Origin of the sequence: Pseudomonas sp. 2995-3 (genome assembly GCF_002742565.1) — a bacterium.
GTDB classification, from domain to species: Bacteria; Pseudomonadota; Gammaproteobacteria; order Pseudomonadales; family Pseudomonadaceae; genus Aquipseudomonas; species Aquipseudomonas edaphica.
Genome location: NZ_LJSB01000315.1, coordinates 1 through 16,839, shown reverse-complemented (window position 1 = coordinate 16,839; position 16,839 = coordinate 1). Strand labels below are relative to the sequence as shown.

General features: G+C 61.8%; 14 protein-coding genes. 11 read left to right on the top strand and 3 right to left on the bottom strand.

The genetic code is table 11. From position 1 onward, the window contains the following. Positions 1 to 5 precede the first annotated feature (5 nt). Genes tssK through tagH form a run of 3 tightly spaced genes read right to left on the bottom strand, consistent with a single transcriptional unit; the run spans position 6 to position 3,251 of the window. On the bottom strand, positions 6 to 1,340 hold the full coding sequence (tssK, locus tag AOA62_RS27125) for a type VI secretion system baseplate subunit TssK (protein ID WP_099550252.1): 1,335 nt from the start codon (positions 1,338 to 1,340) through the stop codon (positions 6 to 8). A 16-nt stretch (positions 1,341 to 1,356) separates the two neighbouring features. Further along, on the bottom strand, positions 1,357 to 1,866 hold the full coding sequence (gene tssJ / locus AOA62_RS27120) for a type VI secretion system lipoprotein TssJ (RefSeq protein WP_099550251.1): 510 nt from the start codon (positions 1,864 to 1,866) through the stop codon (positions 1,357 to 1,359). A 56-nt stretch (positions 1,867 to 1,922) separates the two neighbouring features. Then, positions 1,923 to 3,251, bottom strand: coding sequence for a type VI secretion system-associated FHA domain protein TagH (gene tagH / locus AOA62_RS27115; RefSeq protein WP_099550250.1), 1,329 nt, complete (start codon positions 3,249 to 3,251; stop codon positions 1,923 to 1,925). 393 nt (positions 3,252 to 3,644) lie between these two features. Between tagH and tssA the strand changes: the two genes are divergently transcribed. The 11 genes from tssA to AOA62_RS27060 form a co-directional block, all read left to right on the top strand. Next, positions 3,645 to 4,664: a type VI secretion system protein TssA gene (gene tssA, locus AOA62_RS27110; RefSeq protein WP_099550249.1), complete on the top strand. Its 1,020-nt coding sequence runs from the start codon at positions 3,645 to 3,647 to the stop codon at positions 4,662 to 4,664. 54 nt (positions 4,665 to 4,718) lie between these two features. Further along, positions 4,719 to 5,225, top strand: coding sequence for a type VI secretion system contractile sheath small subunit (gene tssB, locus AOA62_RS27105; protein ID WP_017135823.1), 507 nt, complete (start codon positions 4,719 to 4,721; stop codon positions 5,223 to 5,225). A 2-nt stretch (positions 5,226 to 5,227) separates the two neighbouring features. Next, the gene (tssC, locus tag AOA62_RS27100) at positions 5,228 to 6,724 is read left to right on the top strand and encodes a type VI secretion system contractile sheath large subunit (RefSeq protein WP_017135822.1); all 1,497 of its coding nucleotides are present in this window, start codon (positions 5,228 to 5,230) and stop codon (positions 6,722 to 6,724) included. 172 nt (positions 6,725 to 6,896) lie between these two features. Then, positions 6,897 to 7,385, top strand: a complete 489-nt coding sequence (locus AOA62_RS27095) for a type VI secretion system tube protein Hcp (RefSeq protein ID WP_005792512.1) — start codon at positions 6,897 to 6,899, stop codon at positions 7,383 to 7,385. Positions 7,386 to 7,463: 78 nt separating this feature from the next. Next, positions 7,464 to 7,979 (top strand): type VI secretion system baseplate subunit TssE, encoded by a 516-nt coding sequence (tssE, locus tag AOA62_RS27090; RefSeq protein WP_026013585.1) that lies wholly within the window; start codon positions 7,464 to 7,466, stop codon positions 7,977 to 7,979. Continuing rightward, entirely contained in the window at positions 7,976 to 9,835 is a 1,860-nt protein-coding gene (gene tssF, locus AOA62_RS27085) for a type VI secretion system baseplate subunit TssF (RefSeq protein ID WP_099550248.1), read from the top strand. Before tssE ends, tssF begins: the two co-directional genes overlap by 4 nt. Next, complete coding sequence (gene tssG, locus AOA62_RS27080; protein ID WP_099550247.1) at positions 9,799 to 10,842, top strand: type VI secretion system baseplate subunit TssG; 1,044 nt, start codon at positions 9,799 to 9,801, stop codon at positions 10,840 to 10,842. The genes tssF and tssG overlap by 37 nt, the downstream gene beginning before the upstream one ends. After that, positions 10,835 to 13,489, top strand: a complete 2,655-nt coding sequence (gene tssH / locus AOA62_RS27075; RefSeq protein ID WP_017135818.1) for a type VI secretion system ATPase TssH — start codon at positions 10,835 to 10,837, stop codon at positions 13,487 to 13,489. The genes tssG and tssH overlap by 8 nt, the downstream gene beginning before the upstream one ends. A 187-nt stretch (positions 13,490 to 13,676) precedes the next feature. After that, positions 13,677 to 15,617, top strand: a complete 1,941-nt coding sequence (locus AOA62_RS27070) for a type VI secretion system tip protein VgrG (RefSeq protein WP_099550246.1) — start codon at positions 13,677 to 13,679, stop codon at positions 15,615 to 15,617. A 15-nt stretch (positions 15,618 to 15,632) separates the two neighbouring features. After that, positions 15,633 to 16,067 carry a DcrB-related protein gene (locus AOA62_RS27065; protein WP_017135816.1) on the top strand — a complete coding sequence of 145 codons (435 nt, stop codon included), beginning with the start codon at positions 15,633 to 15,635 and terminating at the stop codon, positions 16,065 to 16,067. A 12-nt stretch (positions 16,068 to 16,079) separates the two neighbouring features. After that, positions 16,080 to 16,839, top strand: a 760-nt coding sequence (locus tag AOA62_RS27060) for a PAAR domain-containing protein (protein ID WP_178075663.1), incomplete at its 3' end; no start/stop codon positions are given.

Genomic DNA, 16,839 nt, shown 5'->3' with positions numbered 1-16,839 from the left:
GCCAATTATCCTCGGATCGCCCAGAAGGCCAGGTTCAAGCCCGGGAACTGCCCGGCGATATGGAAGGCAAACCCGCCGGAGTTGTTCAGTTGCTGCCAGTGCTCGCTGCCACGGTCCAGCTCGTAATAGGTGCTGCCTGCGTGGTACGGGATCTGGCGTGGCGCAACCGGCAACGGCAGCAGGCCGATACCTGGCAATTGCAGGTTGACCATGTCGCGGATGTGCTCCACCGAGCCGACTTTGCTCTGCTGGCCGAAGCGGGCGCGCAGGGTTTCGCCGGGCACGTCGGCGCGTACCACGAGGATGAAACTGGCGCTGTCGAGCAGGGTTTTGTCGGCGAGCATGGCCACGTGGATGCCATAGGCTTTTTCCACAATCGGGATCGGCGTGGCTTTGCTGTCGATCAGCATCGACAGCGCTTCACGCAGGGCCGCCATCACCGGGGCGAAACTCAGGATCAGGTCATCGTGCTGGTATTGCGGGTATTCCTGCGGGCGCCGGCCCGTGGTGGAAAACGTGGCGAACTCACCCGCCAGGCTCACCAGCTCGCTGAAAAACCGCTCAGGGTGCAGCGGGCTTAACTGGCTCAGATGCTGGATCAGCGGCTGCGCGCGGTTGACCAATTGCAGCAGCATGAAGTCGGCAATTTCCGAAGCACCACCCGCGCCCGAGGCGACCACGCGGCCCGCCAGGGCTTCGCCGCGCTGGTGCAACAGGCCGAGCAGTTCGCTGCGAAAGGCCGTCAGTGGTTTGCTCGCGGCCACGTCCAGCACCGGTGGGATGTAAGTATCGTCCAGCACCAGTGCACGGTCGGCACGCTTTTCCTTGATGCGCACCAGGCCGATGGCGGCGTAGTCACTGATGCCATCCTGCGCGGTCAACAGGCGCAGCGCTCGGGAACCCACAGCCACTGGCGCGCGGTTTTCAAACGGCGCGTTATCGTCGCGCACTTCGCGCACCTGGCTGACGTACCGTGCCGCTTCCAGCGCTTCGCCTTCATCCACCGTGTCTCGCGCACCGGCGCGCTTGAGCGGCAAGGCCAGGTACACCAGGCCGTCGCGCAGGTTGTCGTCGATATTCAGCGGGCTCGGCGCCAGATCATCCTGGGGAATATTGAACGGCGTGCCGTCGGGCAACAGGCCACGCGCCGACACGATCGCCAGCTTGCCCTGGGCCAGCAGGCCCTGATCAATAAGCAACTCGGAAAAGCCCCAGGCACCGGCGGACAACGGTCGGCTGCGCGCGTCGATGAGGTTTTCCAGGTAACGGTCATGCTGCTGGAAGTGCTGCGTTCCGATGAACATGCCTTCCGACCAGACCACGCGATTGTTCCAGGACATGGGGGCTCCGAGGGTTTTATTGGGCAGGGCTGGATGGGGGAACCACGACGTCGGCGCGTACGGCGCGCACATCGAGGCTGATCTGATATTCGGTGTATTGGCGCGCCGGAACCGTGAGCACCGTGCGCCATTGCGCGCGGTCCAGCTCGCGATAGCCCACCAACAAGCCGATCTGGCGTGTGGAAGGGTCAAGGTCGCGCTGGATGCTCAGTTGCTGGCCGGGTTGGATCATCACTTCATCCTGGTCCAGCAGGTCCAGGCCAAGGGTGGATTGCGCGCGATCGGCCAAGGCGAAGTAGTCGGAGCGACTGAAGGTGGCGGCGTTTTTCAGTTCGAAAATGCGCACCCGCACCGGAGCAGCCTGGCCGTTGGCGCCGGGGTTGAGCCCGGCAATGGCGTGAAAGTGCAGCTCGACGGCGGCAGTGCCCGCTTCGGCTTCAGCGGCAACCTCGGGTTTGACCGCGTCCTTGGCACACGCCGTCAGCAACAGCGCGGTGGCGGCTGCGAGTAAAAACCTGGGAATCATCCTGCGTCCTCAATGACGTACTTAGCTATCCGTTTTATCCATTATTGCGGCGCGTTTTAGCGTCGCTGTCGTGCGCTGTGTTCTTCGTATGCTCGGCTGAATTCGCGACCGAACAGGTCCTGGAAATCTTCCTGGGCCTCACGGGAAATATTGCTGTAGAGCTCGGTGAACTGCTGCCAGTACTGCGCCTGGCGCGAGCCGTTGAACAGGCTCGACAGCCCGGCGGGCTTGCCCATGCGCTCTTCCAGCTGTGCCGGTTCAAAACGCGTGAGCAGGTGTTTGATCGCCGCTTCCACACCGGCCATTACTGCCAGTTGGTGAGCGCGCAGGTCGTCGAAACTCTCGCGCACGGCGACGTCCGGCGCCATAAACGCTTGGTTGCCATGACGAAGCAGCAGCAGCAAGGCTTCGTCAGCATTCGGCGCAAATTTCAACGGATTGTTTTCAGCCGGCTGGATCATCGTCTGCTGCATGCGGAACTCGCCCTTGAGGCTCGCGCGGGCACGCAACACGTCGATCAGGCCTTCGACCATAAGGCGGTAGCTGCGGCCGATGCTTTCCATTTGTGCTTCGGCTTGAGCCTTGTCGAGGCGCAATTGGTCCAGCCCGGCGCCGCGCAGGAAGGCTTGCAGCAAGTCGGGCTGTTGGGTGATGGCCGGGGCGGTTGGCTGGACGACCGGCGCTGCTGGCGGTTCAGGTGGTGCAACCGGCTGTGGCGCTGCAACAACGGGCGCGGGCGTGTCGCCGAACAAATCCCAGTCTTCAGGAATAACCGAGCCCGACACCACGGGTTGCTCGACCACAGGCACCGCGACCGGCGTTGGCGGACGAAAATCGTGCTGCTCGCTGGGTACGTGGTCCGCCACAGTTGGCGGCGGCACGGTGGTCGGAGTGAGGAAGTCGAACAGGTCCGGCAGCGTGTCCATCGACGAGGCGCCCTGGAACTGCGGCGCGATCACAGGTGCAGGTGCAGGTGCAGGCTTGTTCGCCACCGCGCCCATCAGCGCTTCAAAACTGTTCGGCGAATCGCCGCTGAACGGCTGGCTATCAAGCGCCTGCACGTTGAAGTCGATACGTGCCTGGATCTCGTAATCGCCGATGCGGATCAACTCGCCATCTTGCAACGGCTCGCTGTTCCCTCTGCGCATTCGGATGCCGGCCTTAACCAGCTCCACGCCGTTCGTACTGTTATCGGTTAGGTAGTAACGGCCATCTTTGTATTGAATAACGCAATGTTGCGAGGAGACTAACCGCTCTGGGTCAGGCAGTACCCAGTCATTGTCGGAATTGCGGCCAATAGCCATCACGCCCTGATCCATGGACTTTTCAGGGCATTGCCCAGGGGTAATCTTGTGATAACTAGTGATAGTCAAACACAGCGACATCTTGCCTCCTTGCTGATACATCGCGCGCGGCCTATTCCAAGGGAGGGCGCTTCCCGCAAGCGCCCTGCCAAGTCGTGCAAACGACCGTAAAATCTGCTTTTGTCAGCATGATTGCTGATCTTAACCGGCTTCTGTGACAAAAACCCTGTCCTGGGCCGCCGTCAGCCCCGTCAGTCGCGCAGTGTGTTAAACACCGCACATCTGTCACAGAGGGCGAGTAGCTTACCTTGACAACGCGTAACTACTACACCAAAAATGCACAACTTCTTGAACATAAGTGATGGCGCAATAGTGGCGCACTGAATATATGACCAAGAAAACATGCAAAGTTCATTGCGTAACTTATGCATGCATTGCCCGCCGTCTAACGGGCTGATAAGGAGATCGAATCAAGTGGATGTGCCGTTGCTGCTCGCCGCCGTTTCCGCGACTTCGCCCTGTGGTGAAGACATGGAATATGACGCGCAATTCCTTCAATTGGAACGTGACGCCAAGGGCCAACCCGAGCGCAGCATGGGCGACTCGATCCTGCCCGCCGAACCCCCGCAGTGGCGTAGCATCCAGCAGCAAAGCCTCGACTTGTTGCAACGCAGCAAAGACCTGCGCATCACCCATTTCCTGTTGCAAAGCTCCCTCGCCCTCCAGGGTGTGGCCGGGCTTGCCGAAGTCCTTACGCTGATCAACGCGCTGCTGCGCGAATACTGGGCCGACCTGTACCCGCGCCTGGATGCCGACGACGATAACGACCCCACCGTACGCATCAACGCCCTGTCCGGCTTGACCAGCGACGCAACCATACGCTTGCTGCGCGAGAGCATCCTCACGCGCTCGCGCACGTTTGGGCCAGTGAGCCTGCGCGCGGCGCTCAACGCCAGCGGCCTGTCGAACTTCCCGGATGAACAACTCGGCGCCCAGCAACTCAACGCCGCGTTCCTCGACAGCGACCCCGAGCAGCTGCAAGCCACGCGCGACGCCCTGAGCGCCGCGCGTGCCGCCTGCGAGGCCATCGAACAACAAGTCAGCGACCAGGTCGGCTCGGCCCAGGGCGTGGACCTGAGCCTGCTGAAGCAACCGCTCAAGCAGGCGCTGCAGATCCTCAATCAAGCCGTACCCGACCCTGCAGGCAGCAGCGAACCCGAGGCTGTCAGTGAAGACAATGCCCCCTCGGTCGATTTCGCCGCCGCCCCCGCAGCACCGCGCCCAACGGGCGACATCGCCACCCGCGATGACGTGCTGCGCAGCCTCGACAAGATCCTTGCGTACTACACCCGGCACGAGCCTTCGAGCCCGCTGCCGGTGCTGTTGAACCGGGCGAAGCATCTGGTGCACGCCGACTTTGCGGCCATCGTGCGCAATCTGATCCCCGACGGCATTTCCCAATTTGAAAACCTGCGCGGCCCGGAAAGCGAATAAGCCGCCGGACTGTGCAGTAACAACACCGTCGCTCAAGCGACCAGGAGCAGCAACGTGGCGAAGCAAAGTTCTCAGAAATTCATCGCGCGCAACCGTGCGCCTCGAGTGCAGATCGAGTACGACGTCGAGCTTTACGGCGCCGAGAAAAAGGTCCAGTTGCCCTTCGTGATGGGCGTGATGGCCGACCTCGCCGGCAAGCCTGCCGAGCCGCTGGCGCCTGTGGCTGATCGCAAGTTCCTTGAAGTAGACGTCGACAACTTCGACTCGCGCCTCAAGGCCATGCAGCCACGCGTAGCCTTCCACGTACCGAATGAGCTGACCGGCGAAGGCAACCTGAGCCTGGACATCACCTTCGAAAGCATGGACGACTTCAGCCCGGCCGCCGTGGCCCGCAAAGTCGATTCCCTCAAGCAACTGCTCGAAGCCCGCACCCAGTTGGCCAACCTGCTGACCTACATGGACGGCAAGACCGGCGCTGAAGAAATCATCATGAAGGCGATCAAGGACCCGGCACTGCTTCAGGCACTTGCCAGCGCGCCTAAGCCAGCAGGGGACCAGTAATCATGACCGACAATACCGCCCGCGAAGGCAGCCAGATCCTGGGTGCTACCGAAGAAGCCAGCGAGTTCGCCAACCTGCTGCTGCAAGAATTCAAACCCAAGACCGAGCGTGCCCGCGAAGCCGTGGAAACCGCTGTGCGCACCCTGGCCGAACAAGCCCTGGCGCAGACGGACCTGGTCTCCAATGACGCGATCAAGTCGATCGAATCGATCATCGCCGCCATCGACGCCAAGCTCACCGCCCAGGTCAACCAGATCATCCACCACCCGGATTTCCAGCAGCTGGAAAGCGCCTGGCGTGGCCTGCACTACCTGGTCAACAACACCGAAAGCGACGAGCAACTGAAGATTCGCGTGCTCAATATCGCCAAACCTGAACTGCACAAGACCCTGAAGAAATTCAAGGGCACGGCGTGGGACCAGAGCCCGATCTTCAAGAAGATGTACGAAGAAGAATACGGCCAGTTCGGCGGCGAACCGTACGGTTGCCTGGTGGGCGATTACTACTTCGACCAGTCTCCACCGGACGTCGAGCTGCTGGGTGAGTTGTCGAAGGTCTGCGCCGCCATGCACGCGCCATTCATTGCCGCTGCTTCGCCCACCGTGATGGGCATGGGTTCGTGGCAGGAACTGTCGAACCCGCGCGACCTGACCAAGATTTTCACCACCCCGGAATACGCTGGCTGGCGCTCGCTGCGTGAATCGGAAGACTCGCGCTACATCGGCCTGACCATGCCGCGCTTCCTGGCGCGCCTGCCGTATGGCGCCAAGACCGACCCGGTGGAAGCCTTCGCCTTCGAAGAAAACACCGACGGCGCCGACAGCTCCAAGTACACCTGGGCCAACGCCGCCTACGCGATGGCGGTGAACATCAACCGCTCGTTCAAACACTACGGCTGGTGCTCGCGCATCCGTGGCGTGGAATCCGGCGGTGAAGTGGAAAACCTCCCGGCCCATACGTTCCCTACCGATGACGGTGGCGTGGACATGAAGTGCCCGACCGAAATCGCCATCAGCGACCGCCGTGAAGCGGAGCTGGCGAAGAACGGTTTCATGCCGCTGCTGCACAAGAAAAACACCGACTTCGCCGCGTTCATCGGCGCCCAGTCGTTGCAGAAACCGGCCGAATACGACGACCCGGACGCCACCGCCAACGCCAACCTGGCCGCGCGCCTGCCGTACCTGTTCGCCACCTGCCGCTTCGCCCACTACTTGAAGTGCATCGTGCGCGACAAGATCGGTTCCTTCAAAGAGAAGGACGAGATGCAGCGTTGGTTGCAGGACTGGATCCTCAACTACGTCGACGGCGACCCTGCGCACTCAACCGAAACCACCAAGGCCCAGCACCCGTTGGCCGCCGCCGAGGTGATCGTGGAAGACGTCGAAGGCAACCCGGGTTACTACAACTCCAAGTTCTACCTGCGCCCGCACTACCAGCTCGAAGGGCTGACCGTGTCGTTGCGCCTGGTATCGAAACTGCCTTCGGCAAAAAGCGCATAACTAATGGTAGGACCGGCTCTTCTGTGGGAGTCGGGCTTGCACGCGATGCAGGCACCTCGGTTTTTCAGTCAGACCGCGGTGATGCAATCGCAGGCAAGCCAGCTCCCACAGAACAGCATTGCCCCTTTGGGCATCACCAAATTCAGTGGCCCGTGCCACACAGGGAGAAAACATGGCTGTTGATATTTTCATCAAGATCGGCGACATCAAGGGCGAGTCCATGGACAAGGCCCACAAGGACGAAATCGACGTGCTGAACTGGAGCTGGGGCATGGCCCAGTCCGGCAACATGCATGTGGGCGGCGGTGGCGGCGCGGGCAAGGTGAATATCCAGGACCTGTCGCTGACCAAGTACGTCGACAAGGCTTCGCCCAACCTGATGATGCACTGCGCCAGCGGCAAGCACATCGACAAGGTCAAGCTGACCGTGCGCAAGGCCGGCGGCGAAAGCCAGGTCGAGTACATGGTGATCAACCTGGAAGAAGTGCTGGTCACGTCCCTGAGCACCGGCGGCTCGGGCACCGATGATCGCCTGACCGAAAACGTCACCCTGAACTTCGCCCAGGTGATGGTCGACTACCAGCCGCAGAAAGCCGACGGCACCAAAGACGGCGGCGCGATCAAGTTTGGCTGGAACATCCGTTCCAACACCAAGCGCTGATAGCCCTGGCGGCCGCAGCACCTCGCTGCGGCCCCTGGCACCTTGTCCCTCTCTTAGCCCGTCCGTGGAGCTGCTTTGGTGGTAACTGAAATCGCTTCCCGCGACCGTCTGCAACCGTCCCTGCTGGACCGGCTGACCGACGATGACCCAACCAACCTCAAGGAAAGCGCCGACAAACGCGTGCTGTCCCTGACCCAATTAAAAGCCTCGGTGCTGCGTGACCTGGCGTGGTTGCTTAACACCACGTCGCTCCTCGACGCCGATGCCACGTTGCACACCCCGGCTGGCACATCGGTGGTCAATTACGGCCTGCCTGCGCTGGCCGGCAACAGCGTTTCCAGTGTGGATATCAAAGCCCTGGAAGCCTTGATCTACCAGGCGATTGCCACTTTTGAACCACGTATTTTGCGCCACACGCTGCGCGTAAAAGCCCGCGTGGGCCATGGCGAGATGAACCACAACGCATTGAGTTTCGAGATCGAAGGCGACCTGTGGGCGCAGCCGGTGCCGTTGCGCCTGCTGCTGCAAACCGACCTCGATCTGGAATCCGGGCATGTGCGTGTGGTCAATGCCGACCAGCGGAGGCGCCCATGAACCCGCGCCTGCTGGAGCTGTACAACCAGGAACTGCACCACGTGCGCGAAAGCGCCGCCGAGTTCGCCAAGGAATACCCGAAGATCGCCAGTCGGCTGACGTTGTCCGGCATGGACTGCGCCGACCCGTACGTCGAACGCTTGCTCGAAGGCTTTGCCTACCTGACTGCCCGGGTGCAGCTCAAGCTCGACGCCGAGTACCCGACCTTCACCCATAACCTGCTGGAAATCGCTTACCCGCACTACCTCGCGCCCACGCCGTCGATGACCGTGGTGCAAATGCAGACCGACCCCGACGAAGGCTCGCTGGCCAGTGGTTTCCTATTGCCGCGCGACACAGTGTTGCGCGCCGCCTTGGGCCGCGAAACCCAGACCTGCTGCGAGTACCGCACCGCGCACCCGGTGACGCTGTGGCCGTTGCAAGTCAGTAATGCTGAGTACTTCGGCAACCCCGCCGCTGTGTTGGGACGCCTGGCCGCCAGCGAGCCCAAAGCCAAAGCCGGCCTGCGCCTGACTCTGCGCACCGGCGCCGAATTACCCTTCAACAGCCTCGACCTCGATAACCTGCCGCTGTACCTCAGCGGTGCCGATGAGCAGCCGTTTCGGCTCTACGAACAGTTACTCGGCAACGCCTGCGCCGTGTTTGCTCGCAAACCCGGTGGTGATTGGGTCGAGCGCCTGCCGCAAGACGCGCTGCGCTCCCGTGGTTTTGACGATGCCGATGCGGCCATGCCGGTGGTGGCGCGCGCGTTTCAGGGTTATCGGCTACTGCAGGAATACTTCGCCCTGCCCCACCGCTTCCTGTTCGTTGAATTCGCGCAGCTGAGCCGTGCGGTGAAACGCTGCGACGGCCAGGAGTTGGAGCTGATCGTGCTGTTCGACCGTCACGAGCCGAGCCTGGAAGGCAGCGTCGGCGCGGCGCAGTTCATGCCGTTCTGCACGCCGGCGATCAACTTGTTTCCCAAACGCGTGGACCGCATTCACCTGTCGGACCGTGTCAACGAACACCATGTCATCGCCGACCGCACGCGGCCGATGGATTTCGAAATTCACTCGTTGAGCGGCATCACCGGCCATGGCACTGGGCCGGAGCAGCCGTTCCTGCCGTTCTATGCGGTGCGTGATCCATCGCGTTATGGCCGCGACCAGGCGTACTACACCCTGCGCCGTGAACCTCGCGTGTTGTCCAGCGACCAACGCCGTAACGGCCCGCGCTCTACCTATGTGGGCAGCGAAACCTTTGTCAGCCTGGTCGACAGCCAGCAAGCGCCGTACCGCCATGATTTGCGCCAGCTCGGCGTGACCGCGCTGTGTACCAACCGCGATTTGCCGCTGTTCATGAGCGTGGGCAACGGCAAGACCGACTTCACCTTGGCCGACAGCGCGCCGGTGTTGTCGGTGCGCTGCGTGGCCGGGCCGAGTCGTCCGCGTGCCAGCCATGCCCATGACGCCAAGGCCTGGCGCCTGATCAGCCAGCTGTCGCTCAACTACCTGTCGCTGAGCGAGCAGGGCCAGGGCGCCGGCGCCTTGCGCGAACTGTTGCGCTTGTATGGCGACAGCAACGACGCGGCGCTGCAATTACAGATCGAAGGTTTGCGTGAGGTCAGCAGCAAAGCGGTGACCCGGCGCCTGCCGATGCCCGGCCCGATCGTGTTTGGGCGCGGTCTGGAAATCACCCTGGAATTCGATGAAAACGCGTTTCGCGGCACCGGCGTGTTCCTGCTCGGTGCGGTGCTGGAACGCTTCCTGGCACGTTATGTGTCGATCAACAGCTTTACCGAGACGGTGATCCGTACCACCGAACGCGGCGAGATCATGCGATGGAAAGCCAAGCCCGGTCGACGTCCGACCCTGTGAACACACTGGATGCGATGCATCAGGAGCCCTGGGAATACGATTTCTTCCAGGCGCTGCGACGTATCGAGTGCGAATCGCCAGCGCTGCCGCGCCTGGGCCATTCCCTGCGCCTGGCCGATGACCCGCTGCGCCTGGGGCAGCAGGCGGACTGCACCTTCGCACCGGCCACATTGGCCTCGGTCGACCCTGGCGGCGATGGCAAACCAGCGCGGCTGGAGCAATTCTTTTTCGGCCTCGGCGGCCCCAACGGCCCGTTGCCGCTGCATATCACCGAGTACGTGCGCGAACGCCAGCGCAACAACGCCGACAGCACCAGCAAACAGTTTTTGGATGTGTTCCACCATCGCCTGCTCAGCCTGTTTTACCGGGCCTGGGCCGAGGCGCGACCGACCGTCAGCCACGACCGCCCGGATGATGACTACTGGTCCGCGCGCCTCGCAGCGCTGTGTGGTCGAGGCATGCCGAGCCTGCTGAATCAGGGGTTGATTCCGGATACCGCGAAGCTGCACTACAGCGGTCACCTGTCGGCGCAAACCCGCTACCCGGACGGCTTGAAGGCCATTCTCAGCGAGTACTTCGGCCTGCCGGTAGAGATTGAAGAATACGTCGGCCAGTGGCTGGAACTGCCAGAGCGCAGCCGCGTGAGTGTCAGCGCCAACCAGTTGGGCGTGGACTTTTGCCTGGGCAGCCATGTGTGGGATCGCCAGCATAAATTCCGCATCCGCCTCGGCCCGCTCAAGCTGGACGATTACATGGGCATGCTGCCCGGCAGCCAGCCGTTCAACGAGCTGGTGGCGTGGGTGGCCGAGTACCTGGGCCATGAACTGGACTGGGACTTGAACCTGGTTTTGCAACAACCCGAAGTCCCAAAGCTGCAACTTAATGGCCACTTCCGCCTGGGCTTCAACACTTGGCTCGGCCAACCCGAGCATGACGCCAACGACCTAATCCTGGCCCGGCATTACGCCGATCACGCCACTACCTCAAGGAATCCAGAGCATGGGTGAAATCAGTCGCGCCGCACTGTTCGGCAAACTCAACAGCGTGGCCTACAAGGCCATCGAAGCCGCCACCGTGTTCTGCAAACTGCGGGGCAACCCGTATGTGGAACTGGCCCACTGGTTTCACCAGTTGCTGCAACTGCAGGACTCGGACCTGCACCGCATCATCCGCCAGTTCAACGTGGAGCCGGCGCGCCTGGCCCGTGACCTGACCGAAGCGCTGGACCGCTTGCCGCGTGGTTCGACGTCGATCACCGACTTGTCGTCGCATGTGGAAGAAGCCGTAGAGCGCGGCTGGGTCTACGGCAGCCTGATGTTCGGCGAAAGCCAGGTGCGTACCGGCTACCTGGTGCTGGGTATCCTGAAGACGCCGAGCCTGCGCCATGCGCTGCTGGGCTTGTCCGCCGAGTTCGACAAGATCAAACCCGAAGCCTTGAGCGAGCGTTTTGACGAATACGTCGGCGACTCACCGGAGAATGCGTTGAGCGCCAGCGATGGCTTCAACGCCGGCGTACCTGGCGAAGCCAGCGGTGCCATGGCGCCGAGTGCGATGGGCAAGCAGGAAGCGCTCAAGCGCTTCACCGTCGACCTGACCGAACAAGCGCGCAGTGGCAAACTCGACCCGATCGTGGGGCGTGATGAAGAGATCCGCCAACTGGTGGACATCCTGATGCGTCGACGTCAGAACAATCCGATCCTCACTGGCGAAGCCGGCGTGGGCAAGACCGCTGTAGTCGAAGGGTTCGCCCTGCGCATCGTCGCCGGTGACGTGCCGCCTGCGCTCAAGGATGTGGAACTGCGCAGCCTCGACGTGGGCCTGCTGCAAGCCGGTGCCAGCATGAAGGGCGAGTTCGAACAGCGCCTGCGCCAGGTCATCGAAGACGTGCAGGCTTCGCCCAAGCCGATCATTCTGTTTATCGACGAAGCCCACACCCTGGTAGGTGCCGGTGGCGCCGCCGGAACTGGCGACGCCGCCAACCTGCTCAAGCCTGCGCTGGCCCGTGGCACCTTGCGTACCGTGGCCGCCACGACCTGGGCCGAGTACAAAAAACACATCGAGAAAGACCCCGCGCTGACCCGCCGCTTCCAGGTGGTACAGGTGGCCGAGCCGTCGGAAGACAAAGCGCTGCTGATGATGCGCGGCGTGGCCTCGACCATGGAGAAACACCATCAGGTGCAGATCCTTGATGAAGCCCTGGAAGCCTCGGTGAAGTTGTCCCACCGCTACATCCCCGCACGTCAGTTGCCAGACAAGTCCGTCAGCTTGCTGGACACTGCCTGCGCACGCGTCGCCATCAGCTTGCACGCCGTACCAGCCGAAGTGGACGACAGCCGCCGTCGCATCGAAGCGCTGGAAACCGAGCTGCAAATCATCGCCCGCGAGCATGCCATCGGTATCGCCATTGGTGCGCGTCAAACCAATAGCGAAACCTTGCTGAGCGCCGAACGTGAGCGCCTGGCGACTCTGGAAAGCCGCTGGGCCGAAGAAAAAACCCTGGTTGATGAGCTATTGGCAACTCGCGCGACCTTGCGCGAAAAAGCTGGCGTGGTAGACAGCGGCAACGATGAGTTGCGCGCCCAACTGCTCGACCTGCAACAACGCCTCACTGCGCTGCAAGGCGAAACCCCGCTGATCTTGCCGACCGTGGATTACCAGGCCGTGGCCTCGGTGGTCGCCGACTGGACCGGCATCCCGGTGGGCCGCATGGCGCGCAACGAGTTGGAGACAGTGCTCAACCTCGACCAGCACCTGAAGAAACGCATCATCGGCCAGGACCATGCCTTGCAGATGATCGCCAAGCGCATCCAGACCTCCCGCGCCGGGCTCGATAACCCAAGCAAGCCGATTGGCGTGTTCATGCTCGCCGGCACCTCGGGTGTGGGCAAGACCGAAACCGCCCTGGCCCTGGCCGAAGCCATGTACGGCGGTGAGCAGAACGTCATCACCATCAACATGAGCGAGTTCCAGGAAGCCCACACCGTGTCCACACTCAAGGGCGCGCCACCGGGTTATATCGGCTACGGCGAAGGCGGCGTGCTGACCGAAGCGGTGCGGCGCAAACCCTACAGCGTGGTGCTGCTGGATGAGGTGGAAAAAGCCCACCCGGACGTGCACGAGATCTTCTTCCAGGTGTTCGACAAGGGCGTGATGGAGGACGGCGAAGGCCGGGTGATCGACTTCAAGAACACCCTGATCCTGCTGACCACCAACGCCGGCACTGAACTGATTTCCCAGGTGTGCAAAGACCCGGCGAACATCCCGGAGCCGGAAGAAATCGCCAAGGCCCTGCGCCAACCGCTGCTGGAGATTTTCCCGCCGGCACTGCTGGGCCGTTTGGTGACGATTCCGTATTACCCGCTGAGCGACGAAATGCTCAAGGCGATTACCCGCCTGCAACTGGGCCGCATCAAAAAGCGCGTGGAGAACACCCACAAAGTCGCCTTCGATTACGACGACGCTGTGGTCGATTTGATCGTCTCGCGCTGCACCGAAACCGAAAGTGGCGGGCGCATGATCGACACCATTCTCACCAACAGCCTGCTGCCGGACATGAGCCGTGAGTTTCTTACGCGCATGCTCGAAGGCAAGGCACTGGCGGGTGTGCGTATCAGCAGCCGGGATAATGAATTGCACTACGACTTCAGCGATTGACCTGACGAAACGCAATTCAACTGTGGGAGTGGGCTTGTGTGGGAGCTGGCTTGCCTGCGATAGCATCACCTCAGTGCGCCTGCCACACCGAGGTGCCTGCATCGCGGGCAAGCCCGGCTCCCACACAAGCCAGCTCCCACAGTTGGATTCGGTTTCTTCAGTTATTTAGGTATTTACGGGACTACCGATGCTATTCAACCAAGCCTCACGCCTGGCCAAGATCACCAGCCCGCTCGGGCCGGATGTGCTGCTGCTCAATGAAATGGGCGGCGGCGAAGAGCTGGGCAGGTTGTTCAACTATGAGCTGCGACTGACCTCTCTGGACGCCAACATCGACCTTAACCAGTTGCTGGGCAAGCCGATGAGCGTTGGCGTGCAGCTGGCGGACGGTGGCGAGCGGCACTTCCACGGCATCGTTGCGCGTTGCAGCCAGAATATCGACCAAGGCCAGTTCGCCAGTTATCAGGTGACCCTGCGCCCATGGTTCTGGCTGCTCAGCCGCACCTCGGACTGCCGGATTTTCCAGAACCTGAGCATCCCGCAGATCATCAAGCAAGTGTTCCGCGACCTGGGCTTCTCCGACTTCGAAGACGCGCTGAGCCGCCCTTATCGCGAGTGGGAATACTGCGTGCAGTACCGCGAGACCAGCTTCGATTTCGTCAGCCGCTTGATGGAACAGGAAGGTATCTACTACTTCTTCCGCCATGAACAGGACCGTCATGTGCTGGTGTTGGCCGATGCTTATGGCGCCCACACCACGGTGCCGGGCTATGCGTCGATCCCGTACTACCCCAAGGACGAGCAGCAGCGCGAACGCGACCATATGCACAACTGGCACCTGGCGCAGGAAGTGCAGCCTGGGTCGCTGGAGCTTAACGACTACGACTTCCAGCGCCCCAGCGCCAGTATCGACGTGCGCTCGGCCATGCCGCGCCCGCACACCGCCGGCGACTACCCGCTGTACGACTACCCCGGCACCTACGTGCAAAGCGCCGACGGTGAGCACTATGCGCGCACCCGCATCGAAGCCCTGCAAACCCTGCATGAGCAGATCGAGTTCAACGGTAATGCGCGGGGCCTGGGCTCGGGCCATTTGTTCAGCCTCACCGGTTTCAGCCGCCAGGACCAGAACCGCGAGTACCTGATCGTCGGTTGCCGCTATGCCATCGTCCAGGAAAGCCTGGAAACCGGCGGCGGCTCGGGGTCGGCGCAGTTCGAAAGCAGCCTCACCTGTATTGACGCCCAACAAAGCTTCCGACCGCTGGCCAGCACCTATCGGCCCATCGTCAAAGGCCCGCAGACTGCGCTGGTGGTCGGTCCCAAGGGCGAGGAAATCTGGACCGACCAGTACGGCCGCGTGAAGGTGCACTTCTACTGGGACCGTCACGACCAATCCAACGAAAACAGCTCATGCTGGATTCGTGTGTCGCAGTCCTGGGCCGGCAAGAACTGGGGCTCGATGCAGATCCCACGGATCGGCCAGGAAGTGATCGTGAGCTTTCTGGAAGGCGACCCGGACCGCCCGATCATCACCGGCCGTGTCTACAACGCCGAACAGACCGTGCCTTACGACCTGCCGGAAAACGCCACCCAGAGCGGCATGAAAAGCCGCTCCAGCAAAGGCGGCACGCCGGCCAACTTCAATGAAATCCGTATGGAGGACAAGAAGGGGCTGGAGCAGCTGTATATCCACGCCGAGCGCAATCAGGACATCGTGGTGGAGGTGGATGAAAGCCACTCGGTGGGGCATGACCGCAACAAGAGCATTGGGCATAACGAGACGGTGATGATTGGTAATAACCGCCTGCGCATCGTCAAGCAGGAGGACATTCTCTCGGTGGGCCAAAGGAAGACCGACAGCATCAGCCAGAGCTACGTGATTGAAGTGGGCGAGAACCTGCGGCTGGTCTGCGGCGAAAGCATTCTGGAGTTGAATGCCAGCGGCCAGATCAACCTCACGGGTGTGAACATCAGCTTCTATGCCAGCGGCGATGCCGAGTTTAATACCGGTGGCCTTCTGCACCTCAACAACGGCGGCGGCGCTGGCGCCACGCCCGATGGCCAAGGCGTCAAAGCCAGCATCGACGCCAATATCAAAGCCGCGTTCCCCACGCCTAAAAGCTCCTGACGAGACCTGTTTGCCATGACGTACCGAATCAACGAATTTCAGTTCCAGCTGCCGGCCGCAGAGTTGCAGGACGCGACGATCAATATTCTCAAGTTTCCCGAGCTGGGCACTTCTTTGATCGTCAGCCGCAGCTTGCTGGCCGAAGGCGAAACGTTGCACAGCAACTTCGACGACCAACTCAAGCGCCTGGAAAAACAGGTGCAGGATTTGCGCTGCCAACCCAGCGTTACCGTGAGCCTGGGCGCCGCTCAAGAGGTGGAAGGTATCGAGTTGCGCAGCCAGTTCAACAAGGGCAATGACAAGGTGTTCCAGTATCAGCTGGCGCTGGTGTTGCCGGGTACGCGCAAGATGCTCGCCTTGAGTTATGTGAAGGCCGAAAAGCTAGGCGATGCCGAGGCTGCGCACTGGGCATTGATCAAAAACTCGTTGTCGTTCGACGCTATTTCTTGATGAGCCGCCTGCATGTCTGACGCGTTATGGGCAGCCCGGATGGGCGATGCGCTTTCCCACACCTCGATGATGGCGGACATCCTCGGCGGTGTGCTGGAAGTGGCGGCCAATATCGCGATCACGGCGGTGGCGACGGCGGCCGCGGTTGCGGCCACCGGCATTACCGTGGTCACCGGTGGCCTCGGCTGTTTCCTGCTGGGTGCGGTGGTGGGCACGATTGTTGGCCTAGCCATGAGCAAAAGTGGCGCGGACAAAGGGCTGACCAAGATATGCGATGCCTTCAGTAACGCCCTGTTTCCGCCCACGGTGCAGGCGAACATTCTCACCGGTTCCACCGACACCCTGACCAATAACATGCCTGCGGCTCGTGCGGCCGGGGCGATCAGTTCCCATGTCACACCGGCCGGTACTGAGCTGGAAGCGCCCGAACCGGAACCCGAAGCCAGTTATCTGGACATGGCCGCAGGTTTCTTTTCGCAGATGTGGCGCCCTACCGTTGCCACACCTGCACCGGGCGCTGTGCCCAAGCCGCTGGACCTGGTGGTGTGTATGAAGCACCCGCCCATGCCGCCGCAGTTTCTGGCCGAAGGCTCGGAAAAGGTCACGGTCAACGGCCAACCCGCCGTGCGCAGTGGTGATCGCAGTACCTGCGATGCGACGGTGGTGTCGTCCGGGCTGATTTCCTCCAACGTGACCATTGGTGGCGGTTCGGTGGTGGTGCGTGAGATTCGCAGCGGCAAGACGCCTGGCGTCGGGTTGGCGGTTACAGCGC

Coding starts and splice junctions, on each gene's coding strand:
- tssK (WP_099550252.1), bottom strand. CDS start 1,340: ATGTCCTGGAACAATCGCGTGGTCTGGTCGGAAGGCATGTTCATCGGA.
- tssJ (WP_099550251.1), bottom strand. CDS start 1,866: ATGATTCCCAGGTTTTTACTCGCAGCCGCCACCGCGCTGTTGCTGACG.
- tagH (WP_099550250.1), bottom strand. CDS start 3,251: ATGTCGCTGTGTTTGACTATCACTAGTTATCACAAGATTACCCCTGGG.
- tssC (WP_017135822.1), top strand. CDS start 5,228: ATGACCGACAATACCGCCCGCGAAGGCAGCCAGATCCTGGGTGCTACC.
- AOA62_RS27095 (WP_005792512.1), top strand. CDS start 6,897: ATGGCTGTTGATATTTTCATCAAGATCGGCGACATCAAGGGCGAGTCC.
- tssF (WP_099550248.1), top strand. CDS start 7,976: ATGAACCCGCGCCTGCTGGAGCTGTACAACCAGGAACTGCACCACGTG.
- tssG (WP_099550247.1), top strand. CDS start 9,799: ATGGAAAGCCAAGCCCGGTCGACGTCCGACCCTGTGAACACACTGGAT.
- tssH (WP_017135818.1), top strand. CDS start 10,835: ATGGGTGAAATCAGTCGCGCCGCACTGTTCGGCAAACTCAACAGCGTG.
- AOA62_RS27070 (WP_099550246.1), top strand. CDS start 13,677: ATGCTATTCAACCAAGCCTCACGCCTGGCCAAGATCACCAGCCCGCTC.
- AOA62_RS27065 (WP_017135816.1), top strand. CDS start 15,633: ATGACGTACCGAATCAACGAATTTCAGTTCCAGCTGCCGGCCGCAGAG.